Source organism: Paenibacillus sp. ClWae2A, from assembly GCF_032452295.1.
Lineage (GTDB): Bacteria > Bacillota > Bacilli > Paenibacillales > Paenibacillaceae > Paenibacillus.
This window is the reverse complement of record NZ_JAULSQ010000014.1, coordinates 110,981-125,320: the sequence shown is the minus strand read 5'-3', so window position 1 is coordinate 125,320 and position 14,340 is coordinate 110,981. Positions and strand designations below refer to the sequence as shown.

The following is a 14,340-nucleotide window of genomic DNA, read 5'->3' as shown; positions in this document are numbered from 1 at the left end:
GATCAGTAGCAAACCATCATCACCTGTCCGCGTGCGGCTGTCTCCAGTATTAGGAACAATATCCCTTCTATTGGAGGCAGAGCACACCTAAGGGTAATCTTGAAATAGACGAGTCAAGCGCGGCGGACAGGCAGATGATGTACATAAGTGAAGGAAGACGAAAGAAGAACCTAACATATGAATATCGCATTCTTACGGTTCCAGTTGGGGTGCAGACATGGCTATGCTTTACTGAAAGAATCGCTTTTCACTTCGAAGGCGTACGTCTCAGGATAACAAAGTCGGCAGAAGATTGATCTGGATAGCGCTGTGGAATAATCTCATGAACTTTGAAATCAGGGTAGTCGAAGAGATAATCGAACAGATTCCGATCCTGGATTGTATCAATCCCCGGGTTGCCTTTTTCTTTCAAACGGGTGTAAAGCACCACCCATGCTTTTGAAGAGTGCAGAACATCATAGAGGGTATTGCAAAAATCTGTTTCATCCGTGATGTGATATAACACATCCAGACAAACCGTTAGATCTGCTTGCAGGAAACCTCGGTTAATCCACAGCCCGGGTGTATACAGCATGAAGCTCTTGGACGAATCTTTGGCAAACTGGGAAGCACAACGTTTTATCGAAGATGCGGCGACATCAACGCCCAGGTAGTCCTCATAATTCATGTATTGCAACTGGTTGCCATCCCCGCATCCAAACTCAATGACACGATGAATACCTTCACGTTGAATCAGTCCGTTCACGACCTCGGCCTTGAATTCAGCCAATACCCCGTATGAACCCCTCCCAGAAGTTTCACCCGAACGATATGTTTTCTCCCAATATCCGATGTAATCAAAAGGCTGACGCATATGTTTCCTCCAATCCTGTTAAAAGAAGTTCAAGATAGTCAATATACATAGGTTATGCGCAATATCCGCAGGTATGATCGGTTGAAACAGGAATAGAAGATGAATTAATTTCCATAGAATTCCCTGAAAATTTCCTGAAAGTCTAAACATCTGGAAAGGACTTGCCGACATAAAACATAAGGAAAAAAATGATGATTATCGGGGGGAAATGATGTTAAAGCCAAGATTGACCAAGTACATGGTGATGATGCTGGTGTTGATGCTGAGTATTTCCAACGTAGGCTTGGCCGCTGCGGCAGATAAAGAACTGTCCAAAATTGTGGTTTCCAAGAATGAGATGTCGCTCGAAGTTGGTGATTCCAGTTCCGTTACGGTGACAGGTGTATATTCTGATAATACATCGGCAAACGTAACGATCAGTTCATCCTGGAGTACCAGTGATGCTTCGATAGCAACTGTATATAATGGCGCAATTACAGCCAAAAAGGAAGGTACAGCGACGATTACCGCAGCTTACCAGGGTCAAAGTCAAACTGTTCAAGTGAAAGTGACAAAGAAGGTCAAAGCGCTTTCGAAGAACGTGCAAAGTCTGGATTTGCGCACGGGAGATACGAAAGAAATTATTTTGACAGCAACGTATAGTGACAATGAAACAAATAATGCAGCAGCAAGTACTGCAGAGTGGTCTACCAGTGATGAGAAGGTTGCAACCGTTGTGAATGGTAAAGTAACTGGACAAAGCGCGGGTACGGCCGTCATCACAGCCAAAGTTGGCAGCCAAAGCGTAACGGTGGATGTTAACGTTGAAGTGGTTAAACGTGTAGATGTAGATAAACAGCAGGTTAACCTGTTGTTGAACAAAAGTGAAAGTGTGAAAGTGACGGCTACGTATCCAGATGGCACAACCAAGGATGTAACCGATCTGGCGGAGTGGACATCCAGCAATGAGAAGGTCGCAGACGTTCTTAAAGGCGAAATTACAGGATACTCGGCAGGTTCTGCCAAGATCACAGCCAAATATGGTACGAAATCAGTTTCCGTTGACGTGGATGTGGATCTGACTAGCAAGTTGAGTGTGGAGAAACAAAGTATTTTCTTCCGTTTGAGTGAGACAACCAAAACGGCTAATGTCGTTGTAACGGCTTCTTATCCAAACAGCAGCGATGTGAATGTAACGGATCAGGCAACATGGACATCCAGCAACGAGAAGGTTGCAACGGTGTTTAAGGGACAGATCACAGCCATTAGCGCAGGTTCAACAACGATCAAGGCAACCTATAGTGGCAAAACCGTAGAAATTGCTGTGGATGTAGATACGGCAAGATATTTGGATATCAAAGATGTAAATGACAAAATCGCCATGAGTGTTACGGGTGATAACAAGTCTAAGACATTGGTAGCCAATGCAGAGTATATTGATGCCAGTACAGAAAATGTAACTTCCAAAGCAACATGGACTTCAAGCAATCCAGATGTCGTATATGTATCAAACGGTGATCTGATCGCATACAAATCCGGTACGGCTACGATTACTGTAGCTTATGGCGGTAAAACGGTTAAATTCACAGTGAATGTAGACGTAGCAGACAAGTATGAGATGGATAAGAAAAAAGCATCAGTAGCCGTTGGTGGAACGACTTCGGCCAAAGTGCTGGCGTTGTATGGTGAAACATCCAAAGATGTATCCGAAGATGCAACCTGGAGCAGCAGCAGCGACAAAATCGCTGAGGTAGATAGCAAAGGGGTTATCACAGGTGTTGCTACAGGTAAAGTAACCATCACAGCGAAGATTGAAGGCAAAACACTGACTCTGCCTGTTGAAGTAGGTATGGCTAGTGGACTGGAAGCAGATGTGAACTTCGTTGTTCTGTCCGCCAAAGAAACACAAACCATTCTTTTGACAGGTACGGATGAAGATGGAAACACGCTGGATGTTACATCCGAAGCAACCTGGAAATCCAGCAACTCACGTGTAGCGGATGTGAAAAAAGGCGTGATCACAGGTAACAGCAGTGGTAAAGCCAACATCACAGCAGAATACGGCTCCAAAAAAGTGACGATCCAAGTTGAAGTGGATGTCATCACACGTATTGAAGCTTCCGAGCCGGTTCTTTCCCTGAAATCAGGCGATACAGCTGATCTGACGGTAACTGCCTTCTTGAGCGACGGTAGCGAGCGTGATGTTACGGACAAAGCTGAATGGAAAACGAACAGCTACAAAGTAGCTCAAGTGACCAAAGGTAAAGTCAAAGCTACAGGTTCAGGTAAAGCCAAAATCACAGCCAAATACGGTAGCAAGTCTGTAACGATTGCTCTAGATGTGGATACACTGAAATATTTGCAGACGGATAAAGTAACGTTGACCATGAAACCTGGTGAAAAGGTAACTGTGGCAGCAACTGCAACGTATGCGGATGGCAGTGAAGCCAATGTATCCAAACCGGCTCTCTGGAAATCTTCCCGTATTGCAACAGCATCGGTGAAAGATGGAATTATTCAGGCGAACGGCAAAGGTAAAGCAACGATTACAGTAACATTTGCAGGCGTGAAAACCAAAGTGACCGTAGTGGTTGAAGCGAAGTAATTGCTTTTCCAAATGTGAGCTTGAAACGCACAAATAAAAACGGTGATGCCAGCTAATAGCTGGTATCACCGTTTTTTTTGTCTATAAACTAGGTGTGTCTTCAAGCGCTGACGAATCTGAAACGTCTTATTCAGGGATCGTTCCCTGAATGTTCTATAACTACATCGTGTGAGACAGTACCAGTGCACCATAGGCAAAAGCGATCACGATTAGAATGGCTGGATGCAGCTTGGTCTTGGTCATGACCCAGAGCGAGATGCCTGCAATGATTAACGTCTGCCAGATGCCGATAGAATCGGTGGATAGCTGCCCGAATTCCCACGTAAGCAGAATCATGAGTACAGCGATAACAGGCTGTACGAGTAGGGTCATGCCTTTGACTTTGGGTGACGTGCGATGTTTGTTCAATAGACGAAGTAATAAAATTAATGCGGTTGCGGAAGGCACGATTGTGGCAAAACTTGCGATAAATGCCCCGAACCAGCCTGCCACGTGATACCCGACAAATGCAGCAATTTTGGTTGCAATGGGACCGGGAAGGGCGTTACCAATCGCCAGTACATCCCCGAATTGCTCCGTGGTCATCCATTGATAATGGTTCACAATCTCTTCCTGCATGAGCGGAATGGATGCCGGGCCGCCCCCATATCCCAAGATGTTTGCTACGAAAAATCCCCAAAATAATTCCCACCATGTCTGGAGCATCCTTAGGACACCCCCTTATCGGACTCGCTTTTGGACTTGAAGCGCTGAACCAGATCCAGATGGAAGACACCATATCCAAGGAAAACGGCGATCACAATCCCCGGATGGATATCCAGCAGCTGCAATAGTACAAAGGCAATTACGCCGAATAGGGCGGCAAAAACTTTGCCGAGTCCCTTCCAGGCTTTCATGGCAAATTCATAAGCCATCATACCCAGCATGACAAAAATAACCGGCCGAACAGCGGCTACCATGCCTGCAACCACTTTTGACTCGCGTAGCGCGTACATGGAACCGAGCAGAGCAATAATGGCGATACTTGTCGGCAAAATATGAGCGAGTACGGACACTATCGCGCCGAGCACGCCTTTGGTTTTATAACCAAGATATGCGGCCATCTTGGTCGCGATGGGACCCGGCAAGGCGTTGGCGATAGCCAAAATCTCGCCGAACTCCTCATCACTGACCCATTTGTAACGCGTGACGGCTTCGTAACGGATTAACGGGATCACCGAAGGGCCACCGCCATATCCGAGAATTCCGGTCCGTACCATTCCGATCACGAGACCGTTGTAATCTTTCCAACCCATGCTGATTTCCTCCTAGAGTCTCATGCCCATCCGGCTTTTATAACGTTTCAACAATAGCTGTGATTCCACTTTGACGATACCCGGCATCTTATAGAGCTTCTCCAGCAAGAACTGCTCCATCTCTTCCATATCCGCAAAAATACCGTGCATGTGCAGGGTACTCGGGCCTGTCATATGATAAAGGCTGGTGACGGCTGGCTCTTCATCCAGTTTCTCAGCGACTTCATCCAGGAAGGGCGGTTCGACATCGACATTGAAAAAAGCCGAGACTTGAAGCCCAACCTTGCCAGGGTTGATTACAACGGTGAAGCGTTCGATGATTCCTTTTTCGGATAACGCATTAATGCGTGCCTGAACGGCTACACGGGACAACCCAATCTGTGTACCCAGGTCCGTATAGGATATCCGGCTGTTCTGGTGAAGCGCGGCGATAATTTTGCGATCCATCTCGTCCAGATTGTACATTTGTGGAATTTCTCCTCCTTTGGAGGAGCGTTTCTCTGACATGTTGACCATCCTTTTCTTTCGCTATATGAAATGAACAATGAAATTTTACTGAACATACAATGTGTATGTGGCATTCATAGTTTAATGACGAATCGTAATTGGAGTCAATCTATTTATCGTAATTATTGAATTTAACCGATTTTGAGCCTTCATTTTGTCATTTCGACCAATCGGAAAATAAAAAGACCACTCGCACAGTCCAATAGCGAGCAGCCGTTAAATAATAGATAAGCTGGAGTGAAGCGCAAAGTGTGATACGAAGCATGTCCGGTTATGCTTGGGCTGTCTTGGGCAGTAAAAGGGTAACGGTAGTCCCTTCGCCAGGCTCGGAAGATACTCTTAACGTTCCTCCTGCACCACGGGCACGCTCTTCCATACTGAACAATCCAACGCCATTGCCAGCGGTTACTTCGCTGAATCCGGCACCCTGGTCTTCAATAATAACCATCGTCATGTCCTCAGCGTCTTCTATAGTAACACGTGCCTCGGCAACATCGGCATACTTCGCGACATTGGTTAAGGCTTCCTGAATAATCCGGTAGATGGCTATCTCCCGGTTCATCTCCAGTCGTTTGCGCAAATTACATTCCAGATCAACTTCGATCCCGTAGTGACGGGTGTAATTCTCGATATACGTACGAATCGCCGGAACAACACCCAGATCATCCAGAACGGATGGTCTCAGCTCCCATGCCATACCGCGTACATCTTCCATGATACCCGTGACCTGTTTACGAAGTGCTTCAACCCCCGGTTGAGGCTGGTCTGCCAGCAGTCGGTCCATCTGAATCACCAGAGAGAAGAGACTCTGTCCAATCCCGTCATGCAGTTCACGCGAGATCCGCCGTCGTTCCTCTTCCTGAATATTCATGACCTGGGACATCATCTTTTGCAGTTCGGCTTCGACGGATTTCAGCTTGGTGACCTCACTACGTACAGCCAGGTATTGATATGGCTCGCCGTCGTTATCGAGGAAAGGCACGATGGTGGTGTTGACCCAATAATAACTGCCGTCTCTGGCACGATTGCGAATCTCCCCGTTCCATACTTTACCTGATGATATCGTCTCCCACAGGTTTTTCATAAAGCCTTTGCCATGGTATCCGGAATTAATGATTCGATGATCCTTACCGATCAGATCCTCGCGCTCATACTGCGAGATTTCACAGAATTTATCATTCACATACTGGATTTTACCCTTGCGGTCTGTCAGGGCTACAATGGAGGATTCATCCAGAGCAAATTTCAGATCGCTCAGTTGATGCAGGGAACCCTTCAACCTGCTGCGAAATTCATTATCCGTAATGTGATTATCGATTTCGTTCAGCAGGAGGCGTACGGGCTGGTCTGCGAGTCCACTTAGTCTGTTCTTGCGTGCACTACTCAAAGTTCAGCAACCCCTTTTTCATGGCGAACTTCACCAGTTCCGGGCGTGTACGCAGGCCAAGTTTCTCCATCAGATTGCTTTTGTGGGATTCGACCGTTTTGACACTGATGATCAGATGTTCGGCGATTTCCTTGTTGGCGTATCCCTTGGCAATCCAGGACAAAATCTCTTTCTCCCGCTCGGATAACGTGTCATACGGTCCGGCGTTTTCCTGTTTGGCTTTGTCCAGGTATTCACTCATTAGCCGCTTGGTTGCACTGGGGTACAGATAGGCGCTACCCTCTGCTACGGAACGAATCGCAGCAAGCAATTCTTCATGCGGCGCACTTTTGAGTATATATCCGGATGCTCCCGCATGGATGGCGCGGAACAGATATTCTTCATCGTCATGCATGGTTAGTATCAAAATGGAGACATCTGGCATCAATTTCTTCAATTCAGCGGTAGCGGTCAGACCGTCTTTGCCTGGTGGCATGCTGAAATCCATCAAGACCACATCTGGTTTCAACTCTTGAGCCTTGGCAATGGCTTCATCGCCATCTGCGGCATCTCCAACGATATGTATATCATTCTTTCCTTCAAGTAAGGCGATCAGCCCGGAACGCACCACAACATGGTCGTCTACAACTAATAGTTGAATCACATGATTTCCCCCTGTCCGCTTCCTTAGTTCTATCTATATCATAACAAAAAAAGAAGCCATTCAGAGCTTTAATCTCCGAATAGCTTCTCTTACTCTCTAGTTCAAACTTTTATCCAAACACCTTTGGCTGAAGATGTAGAGCGATTTGCTCCGTCTGCCGGATCATGTCCGATGAGAAGGTGCAGGGCAGTCTGCTGCCAACAAGCAGCACGGCACCAGGCACACTTCCTTCCTGGAACACAGGTACTGCTATGGCACTTACCAGGCGCTCAGCAAGCATTAACGGGCAACGACCGGGTGTATGCTCCCCGGTGGATTGTGCATCAGATCGAGCTGTGCGTCCAGTCCGAAGGGCTGTGCCCACCAGATCTTGTCCGGGGCGCATTTCCATGCGTTTCACCCGTTCATTACTAGCCCCAGAGGTATACTTCCAGCGTAGCATCGTCCCGTTCAGACAGGCAAGTCCACAGAAGTCGCTGGATGTGTTCAGGCGCAGGCCGTCGATCATCTCCTGAATGCCAGATGGCAGTTCATCATGCATGAGAGGACACTTCCTTTTTCGAAATTATAACGTACGTGACGTGTAATTATTATCATTAACCTTTGAACAGGATCATCTTAAAGTAAGGGTATTACAATGTTAATTCTATTGTAGACCCTTTCTCGTACATTGTAATTCAGGGAAAACCCCTATTTCCGTTCCATAATCTACTGAACCTGGGCAGTGAAGGACTCCTGAATCAGGTGCACCAAGGGATTGAAGAAATGCGAAGGATGAGGCATATCGGTGAAATGTGACTTTTCTCACAGCAAATTCAGGGAGTTTCTCGTTAAGGATCAGGTAATCCCCCGATAACCCTGACGCTTCTTTCGCGGTATGATGGATACATAAGGAATCACCGAGGGGGACGAAGGTTATGGGTACAGTATTTGTAGAAAGAACAACCCGAAGAACAGAGCAGAAACAAACGGAGGCGGGCAAAATGACACGAGAAACAGGCGGAATCCTTTCGTTTGTTACATCTGAGCAATGGGGCCTGATTGAAGCAAAAATGCAGCCTAAACGGGTGAAGTCGGGGTATAGTCTCTTTCTCGAAGGCGATGAAGCCGGATATCTGTACTACATTCGTTCGGGACGAGTGAAAATGACCAAGTCGACGGAGGATGGCAAGGAAATTATTTTATCCATTCAGCAAAGCGGCGATCTCATCGGTGAATTCGGCGGCATCGGCGGATTGAATCATAGCTACAGTGCAGAGATGGCGGAAAAAGGGGAACTGGCCATTATCTCGCTTAGCGATCTGGAAAGCATACTCAGCAAACATGGCGACCTTGCCTTGAAATTTTTGCAATGGATGGCGCTGTCGCAGCGGATTACCCAGTCGAGATTCCGTGATTTGCTGCTCTATGGCAAGGCGGGTGCCCTCGCTTCGACACTGATCCGTGCCAGCAATTCGTATGGCAGGGTTACACCGGATGGCATTGTGCTGGAGATGAAGCTGAACCATACCGATCTTGCCGAGATGATTGGAGCTACCCGGGAGAGTGTAACGCGGATGCTGGGGGCATGGAAGGAACAAGGTACGCTGGATATGATGGACGGCAAACTGATGATTCGGGATCTGGCAGCCCTGCGCTGTATGTGTGGATGTCCGACATTCCCGAGCTGCCCGGTAGAGCTGTGCCGACTGTAAAATAGCTTGTTCAGAGGCTTCACCTCCATTGGCGATTGGGGTCGTTACGGAGAAAAAGAAAAGCTGGCGTCCCATATATGGGAGTCAGCTTTTTGTGTTTCCGTGAAATTGTTCATGTGCATATTCCTTTGCAAGAATCGAATATAGACACGAATCATGATACTCCCCTTTGTAGAACCAATGCTCTCGCATCAGACCTTCACGCTGCATACCTATCTTCTGCATAACGTTCTCGGAAGCCTTGTTGTTTGGGCGACATTTCGCATAAATGCGGTGTACGCCAAGTGTATTGAAGCCAAAGCCAAGCATGGCTCGGGCTGCTTCGGCAGCATACCCTTTTCCCTGATATACGGGATTGAGCACATAACCGATCTCAGCGTTCGTCTTTTCGATGTGAAGGCCAACACCGCCGATCAGAATGCCCTCTTTTTTCAAGCATATTGCCAGTTCGAAGCCCTCTCGTGGTTGTGTTTGCTGTGAATTCAGCACAAATTCCACATAAGCTCGCGTATCTTCTTCCGTATTCGGTCCCCATGCCGTATGCTGAGTAACTTCTGTCATGGATGTGTAGCTATGTATACTTTTCCAGTCTGTCTCCAGAATATCCCTGATGATGAGTCGTTCGGTCTCCAATTGCATAGCTATCCCCTCCTAATAAAACAAAAATAGCCCAATAACCGATTCGTGTAAAGAATGGGTTATGAGCTATGTAAGTATAAGGCATGTTATTGTGGTTGTTTACATTGAACTGCGGGATAAGTATAAGCCAGCTTGCGGATAATTTCCTTTTGCCATCTCGTATCACCCAGATTGGTTGCCAGGTTCAGAAGATCCAAATAATCGTCAAGCTGCAGATCAGCCTTTTGCAGAGTTGTATTCATTCGATGTTCGTTCCCCTTTATCTATAAAATCGTAATATCATATGCAGTAGAAAATTACATTGAGACAAGTTCAAGAATGATAATCATTATCACGTTTATATACTCATTATGCAATGAACGCTGGCAAAATGCAATCCCAAGTCCGCATCGAATTCAACTTTTTTCTGAAAATAGGCTCCTCCACAGCACGTAGGGAATGTATACACCGAGATATGCAGACGGATACAGGAACCAGCCATTCAGCAGGAAATGGTGAATCTCGGTGGTGAACGTAGTCATATGAGCATTGGTCGCATACACATCACCAGCGATGACGGTTGCCGCACTGTAGAAGCAGAGTAGCGCAAGAATATGGAATACTCGGGTAACCATTCGGGAACGAAGAGCAACATAAACCATAATTAGCGGAACAATTAACAAGAGCAACAAAAATACCAATTTCATCATCGATTTACTCCTTCGGTAAATGGAATTCTAATGATAATCAGTATGGGCAAATAGACTCAACTTCTAAACTTTTTCAACAATTTTACAAAAAGAAAGAGGAATTCAGCATATGAACAATTAAATTAAAGGAGGATAACCCATTATCAGGTAATTTGGAGGAGGAGAAAGGGAATATGAAGAAGGCGTTATGGCAGCACTGGATCGGGGCATTCCTGGTCTTTATCATGATGGCAACTGCACTGCTGGGGCCGGGTTCGCAGAGTCCGGTACAAGCTGCAGCACCACTTACGGTATCTCAGGCCATCGCTGCCCAGAGCGGTGGAGGAACAGCGACGGTTGAAGGAATCATTGTTGGACATGCTACCGGGTCGCTTACCGCGAAGTTTACATCTCCGTAAGCCAATGATTTTAATGTTCTGATTGCAGATTCAGCGTCAGAGCGGACCAACGCCAGATTATTGGATGTACAAGTTCCCGCATCGTTCCGTTCGCAATATGGACTAGCTTCCAATCCGAGTCTTGTAGGCAAAAAGATCATCGTAACCGGAACCCTCGGTGCCTACAACAGCTATGCAGGAGTCAAAAACCCAACGTCCATCACACTTTCCTCCGGAACAACCAATCCTGATCCAGAACCGAACCCGGGCACAACACTGCCGGACGGTACCGGCAAGAAAGTATTGTTTGATAATACCCACGCCCAGACAGCAGGTGTTGCGGACTGGATTATTGACGGGGCATTTTCGGATTTTGCCAACGGTTTGCGAAACGCAGGCTTTGTCGTGGATCAGCTGGAACGCAGCATCCCGTATACATTCGGTGAGCAAGCCATCACCTATAATAAATTGAAAGATTATGACGTCTTTGTCATTGGCGAAGCCAACGTGCCGTTCAAAGCGACAGAGCAGGCTGCGCTGGTGCAGTACGTGCAGAACGGAGGAAGTATTTTCTTCATCTCCGACCATTACAATGCAGACCGCAACAAAAACCGCTGGGATTCTTCCGAAGTATTCAACGGTTATCGCCGAGGTGCCTTCCTGAATCCGGCCAAAGGCATGTCTTCGGCTGAAGCCGAATCACCAGCGATGCAGAGTGTGACTAGTTCAGACTGGCTAGCGACGAACTTTGGTGTCCGTTTCCGCTACAATGCCCTTGGAGATGTTAATGCATCGGATATCGTTGCACCTGCTCAATCCTTCGGCATTACGGCTGGTGTTAATTCTGTAGCCATGCATGCGGGATCGACCGTTGCGATTATAGACCCGAACAAGGCCAAAGGCTTGGTGTATGTACCAAGTGGTGTGTCCAAGTGGGGCAATGCGGTGGATCAGGGCGTATACAATGGTGGTGGACGAGCTGAAGGAGCGTATGCAGCCATTGCAAAGGTTGGTGCGGGCAAAGCCGCATTTATCGGCGACTCTTCACCTGTGGAAGACGCTACTCCGAAATATTTGCGTGAAGAGACCGGTGCTACCAAGAAGACCTATGATGGATTCAAAGAAGTGGACGATGCCACGTTCCTTGTGAATACCGTGAAATGGCTTGCGGTCAAAGAGAGTTATACCAGTCTGGCACAAGTGCCAGGACTGACATTGGATACGGCCACAAGCCTGCTTTCGATGGAAGTTCCGGCTGCATCAACCGAGCCGCAACTTGAGCCATGGGCTGCACCCGCGGCAGGGTACAAATGGTATGACCCAGCTACATTTAAAGCAGGTTCATACGGAAAAGCACAATAAGTGAAATAGACATCAAATCATCATGCGAATAGGGCCTGACCGTGAAAGTTTGTTCGCGGACATGCTCTTTTTTGCTTGTTATAAAAGTTTCAATGAAGCCCATGATTGTCTCCTACAGCCCTGTCATTGCATAAATATCTGCTCCAGAGGGGAAGGTATGGGTACTAATGATACGGCGTGAAGCCCAACCCAACCAGAGGAGGCGGCGAATGATGACTCAGCAAGCAGACTGTGACAGTTCCTCGATGAGGCAGAAGCTCAAGGCAGATCTGCATCGTGTGGCGGATCGAATGAACATGACGTTATCCCGCTTTGACAATGACAGTGTCTGTCTGTTGGGGCAGTTTGCAGAGATTCGAGCGGAGATCAAGCAGATCGAGGTGCTTGCCTCTTCGTTTTATCTGGATTGTTATCTGTCACCCTTTACCGAGAAGTTTGCCGAGTTAACATCGAGCGTACAGCATCTATCTGACCGGAGATATGGGGCGTTGATTGTGATTGAACGGGAAGTTCCGTTGGAGACGATCATTCACTCAGGCGTGGCTGTGGATGCAAGAGTGACCCATGCGTTGCTGGAATCGCTGTTTATTCCCGGTGCACCTCTGCATGATGGGGCTGTGTTGATTCGTGGCAATCAAATTGTTTCCGCTGGTAATGTGCTGCCGTTGTCGCAAGCGGAAGTGCATGAACGAAAAATAGGCACTCGTCATCGGGCAGCACTGGGACTCAGTGAATTGACGGATGCGGTTGTGTTGGTCGTCTCCGAGGAGACGGGACAGGCTTCATTTGCTGTTGATGGCGATTTGCATCCCATTAATGTGGTTGAAACGCTCCCATAAGTGTGAACGATCAAGTGGCCTACTTGAGGCGAATAAGTTGATGCAGTTAAGTGAATTGTACCTTTCTCCTGTAAGGGAGAGAGGTTTTTCTATTGATAGACGATAAAATTATAATCTGAAATTCGACAGATATGCTCCCGCATATGAGAAACATCGATCGATGCTTCTCTGACATTGCGATGTGATTTTGCACAAACTGGGTATTCATGGGTACAATAGAGAATGGTCAATGAATAGAGAACAATGCGACTGGATCGCAAAAATGGTTGGAGGAGACGGTTAGCACATGAGTTGGTTTGAAGCAATGGAGCATCACGATTATGAGGAACTGGTTCTGTGCCAGGATCGAAATTCAGGGTTAAAAGCAATTATCGCCATACACGACACAACACTCGGCCCTGCGCTGGGAGGGACGCGGATGTGGACTTACGCTTCAGAAGAAGCAGCCATTGAAGATGCCCTGCGCCTTGCCCGTGGTATGACATATAAGAATGCGGTATCTGGCCTGAATCTGGGCGGGGGCAAAACCGTTATTATCGGAGATCCGCGGCGTGACAAAAATGAAGCGATGTTTCGGGCGTTTGGACGATATATTCAAGGGTTGAACGGACGTTATATTACAGCCGAAGATGTGGGAACAACGGAAGAGGACATGAACCTGATCTATCAGGAAACCGACTATGTGACAGGCATCTCGGCGAGCTATGGTTCATCCGGTAACCCATCACCCGCAACGGCTTGGGGTGTATATCGGGGGATCAAGGCAGCAGCCAAAGAAGCATTTGGTACCGATCTGCTGGAGGGTAAAACGATAGCGGTCCAAGGTGTCGGCAATGTGGCGATGCATCTGTGCAAATATCTGTATGAGGAAGGTGCATATCTGATCGTTACGGATATCCATAAGGACTTGGTGAAACAGGCTGTGGACCGCTTCGGTGCGACAGCAGTTGATCCCGCAGACATCACTAGTGTGGATTGCGATATCTATGCACCATGTGCGCTGGGCGGCACGATTAATGACGATACGCTCAAAACGCTCAAGGCGAAGGTAGTAGCGGGCTGTGCCAATAATCAGCTACTGGAGACCCGTCATGGGGATCAATTATATGATATGGGCATCGTATACGCGCCTGACTATGTTATCAATGCAGGTGGTGTCATTAATATTGCGGATGAGCTGAACGGGTATAATGCGGATCGGGCATGGAGCAAGATCGGAGAGATCTATTCCAATCTGGAGAAAATATTCGAAAGCTCACGTACTGAGGGCATCGCTACCTATGTTGCCGCGGATCGTCTGGCTGAGCGTCGGATCGAACAGATGAAGAATACGCGCAGTACATTCTTGCAGAATGGTCATCACGCATTGAGTTCCCGGAGATTGCGAAAGTAAACGTAATAGAATCATAACCAAATTTAAAAGGGTCTGTTAGATAACGGCAACATCCATTCCCAAGATGGATAGTCGATC

14 protein-coding genes and 1 pseudogene are annotated in these 14,340 nt (G+C 47.3%); 5 read left to right on the top strand and 10 right to left on the bottom strand.

Annotation, left to right across the window (positions count from 1 at the left end; genetic code table 11):
- Positions 1 to 247 precede the first annotated feature (247 nt).
- A complete protein-coding gene (locus tag QVE09_RS27275) occupies positions 248 to 853 on the bottom strand; it encodes a class I SAM-dependent methyltransferase (protein ID WP_315939346.1) in 606 nt (201 codons plus the stop codon).
- 211 nt (positions 854 to 1,064) lie between these two features.
- Between QVE09_RS27275 and QVE09_RS27270 the strand changes: the two genes are divergently transcribed.
- Entirely contained in the window at positions 1,065 to 3,437 is a 2,373-nt protein-coding gene (locus QVE09_RS27270; RefSeq protein ID WP_315939345.1) for an Ig-like domain-containing protein, read from the top strand.
- A gap of 159 nt (positions 3,438 to 3,596) precedes the next feature.
- Here QVE09_RS27270 and chrA read toward each other — a convergent pair whose 3' ends face one another.
- The 6 genes from chrA to QVE09_RS27240 all read right to left on the bottom strand — a co-directional run bounded on the left by chrA (position 3,597) and on the right by QVE09_RS27240 (position 7,810).
- The gene (gene chrA / locus QVE09_RS27265; RefSeq protein WP_145152194.1) at positions 3,597 to 4,142 is read right to left on the bottom strand and encodes a chromate efflux transporter ChrA; all 546 of its coding nucleotides are present in this window, start codon (positions 4,140 to 4,142) and stop codon (positions 3,597 to 3,599) included.
- 2 nt (positions 4,143 to 4,144) lie between these two features.
- Entirely contained in the window at positions 4,145 to 4,732 is a 588-nt protein-coding gene (chrB, locus tag QVE09_RS27260) for a chromate efflux transporter ChrB (RefSeq protein ID WP_315939344.1), read from the bottom strand.
- A 12-nt stretch (positions 4,733 to 4,744) separates the two neighbouring features.
- Positions 4,745 to 5,239, bottom strand: a complete 495-nt coding sequence (gene chrS, locus QVE09_RS27255; RefSeq protein WP_105406131.1) for a chromate efflux transcriptional regulator ChrS — start codon at positions 5,237 to 5,239, stop codon at positions 4,745 to 4,747.
- Positions 5,240 to 5,510: 271 nt separating this feature from the next.
- On the bottom strand, positions 5,511 to 6,626 hold the full coding sequence (locus QVE09_RS27250; protein WP_315939343.1) for a PAS domain-containing sensor histidine kinase: 1,116 nt from the start codon (positions 6,624 to 6,626) through the stop codon (positions 5,511 to 5,513).
- Complete coding sequence (locus tag QVE09_RS27245) at positions 6,619 to 7,269, bottom strand: response regulator (RefSeq protein ID WP_017691068.1); 651 nt, start codon at positions 7,267 to 7,269, stop codon at positions 6,619 to 6,621. Before QVE09_RS27245 ends, QVE09_RS27250 begins: the two co-directional genes overlap by 8 nt.
- Before the next feature lie 109 nt (positions 7,270 to 7,378).
- On the bottom strand, positions 7,379 to 7,810 hold the full coding sequence (locus QVE09_RS27240) for a GAF domain-containing protein (protein WP_307415298.1): 432 nt from the start codon (positions 7,808 to 7,810) through the stop codon (positions 7,379 to 7,381).
- 376 nt (positions 7,811 to 8,186) lie between these two features.
- On the opposite strand from QVE09_RS27240, the gene QVE09_RS27235 reads away from it, so the two are divergent.
- Positions 8,187 to 8,963 (top strand): Crp/Fnr family transcriptional regulator, encoded by a 777-nt coding sequence (locus tag QVE09_RS27235; RefSeq protein ID WP_315939342.1) that lies wholly within the window; start codon positions 8,187 to 8,189, stop codon positions 8,961 to 8,963.
- A gap of 84 nt (positions 8,964 to 9,047) precedes the next feature.
- On the opposite strand, the gene QVE09_RS27230 is transcribed toward QVE09_RS27235, so the two are convergent.
- From QVE09_RS27230 to QVE09_RS27220, 3 genes are all read right to left on the bottom strand, one after another.
- Complete coding sequence (locus QVE09_RS27230) at positions 9,048 to 9,602, bottom strand: GNAT family N-acetyltransferase (protein WP_315939341.1); 555 nt, start codon at positions 9,600 to 9,602, stop codon at positions 9,048 to 9,050.
- An 86-nt stretch (positions 9,603 to 9,688) separates the two neighbouring features.
- Complete coding sequence (locus QVE09_RS27225; protein WP_017691064.1) at positions 9,689 to 9,844, bottom strand: hypothetical protein; 156 nt, start codon at positions 9,842 to 9,844, stop codon at positions 9,689 to 9,691.
- Positions 9,845 to 9,997: 153 nt separating this feature from the next.
- A complete protein-coding gene (locus QVE09_RS27220; protein ID WP_315939340.1) occupies positions 9,998 to 10,291 on the bottom strand; it encodes a hypothetical protein in 294 nt (97 codons plus the stop codon).
- A 224-nt stretch (positions 10,292 to 10,515) separates the two neighbouring features.
- On the opposite strand from QVE09_RS27220, the pseudogene QVE09_RS27215 reads away from it, so the two are divergent.
- The 3 genes and pseudogenes from QVE09_RS27215 to QVE09_RS27205 all read left to right on the top strand — a co-directional run bounded on the left by QVE09_RS27215 (position 10,516) and on the right by QVE09_RS27205 (position 14,262).
- Positions 10,516 to 12,030, top strand: a pseudogene (locus QVE09_RS27215) (DUF6359 domain-containing protein).
- A 209-nt stretch (positions 12,031 to 12,239) separates the two neighbouring features.
- On the top strand, positions 12,240 to 12,869 hold the full coding sequence (cdaS, locus tag QVE09_RS27210) for a sporulation-specific diadenylate cyclase CdaS (RefSeq protein WP_315939339.1): 630 nt from the start codon (positions 12,240 to 12,242) through the stop codon (positions 12,867 to 12,869).
- A 286-nt stretch (positions 12,870 to 13,155) separates the two neighbouring features.
- Complete coding sequence (locus tag QVE09_RS27205) at positions 13,156 to 14,262, top strand: Glu/Leu/Phe/Val family dehydrogenase (RefSeq protein WP_315939338.1); 1,107 nt, start codon at positions 13,156 to 13,158, stop codon at positions 14,260 to 14,262.
- Positions 14,263 to 14,340: the final 78 nt, after the last annotated feature.

What these genes read in the sequence shown, in the direction of transcription:
- QVE09_RS27275 (WP_315939346.1), bottom strand. Translation starts at nt 853, where the DNA reads ATGCGTCAGCCTTTTGATTACATCGGATATTGGGAGAAAACATATCGT.
- QVE09_RS27270 (WP_315939345.1), top strand. Translation starts at nt 1,065, where the DNA reads ATGTTAAAGCCAAGATTGACCAAGTACATGGTGATGATGCTGGTGTTG.
- chrA (WP_145152194.1), bottom strand. Translation starts at nt 4,142, where the DNA reads ATGCTCCAGACATGGTGGGAATTATTTTGGGGATTTTTCGTAGCAAAC.
- chrB (WP_315939344.1), bottom strand. Translation starts at nt 4,732, where the DNA reads ATGGGTTGGAAAGATTACAACGGTCTCGTGATCGGAATGGTACGGACC.
- chrS (WP_105406131.1), bottom strand. Translation starts at nt 5,239, where the DNA reads ATGTCAGAGAAACGCTCCTCCAAAGGAGGAGAAATTCCACAAATGTAC.
- QVE09_RS27240 (WP_307415298.1), bottom strand. Translation starts at nt 7,810, where the DNA reads ATGCATGATGAACTGCCATCTGGCATTCAGGAGATGATCGACGGCCTG.
- QVE09_RS27235 (WP_315939342.1), top strand. Translation starts at nt 8,187, where the DNA reads ATGGGTACAGTATTTGTAGAAAGAACAACCCGAAGAACAGAGCAGAAA.
- QVE09_RS27230 (WP_315939341.1), bottom strand. Translation starts at nt 9,602, where the DNA reads ATGCAATTGGAGACCGAACGACTCATCATCAGGGATATTCTGGAGACA.
- QVE09_RS27225 (WP_017691064.1), bottom strand. Translation starts at nt 9,844, where the DNA reads ATGAATACAACTCTGCAAAAGGCTGATCTGCAGCTTGACGATTATTTG.
- QVE09_RS27220 (WP_315939340.1), bottom strand. Translation starts at nt 10,291, where the DNA reads ATGATGAAATTGGTATTTTTGTTGCTCTTGTTAATTGTTCCGCTAATT.
- cdaS (WP_315939339.1), top strand. Translation starts at nt 12,240, where the DNA reads ATGATGACTCAGCAAGCAGACTGTGACAGTTCCTCGATGAGGCAGAAG.
- QVE09_RS27205 (WP_315939338.1), top strand. Translation starts at nt 13,156, where the DNA reads ATGAGTTGGTTTGAAGCAATGGAGCATCACGATTATGAGGAACTGGTT.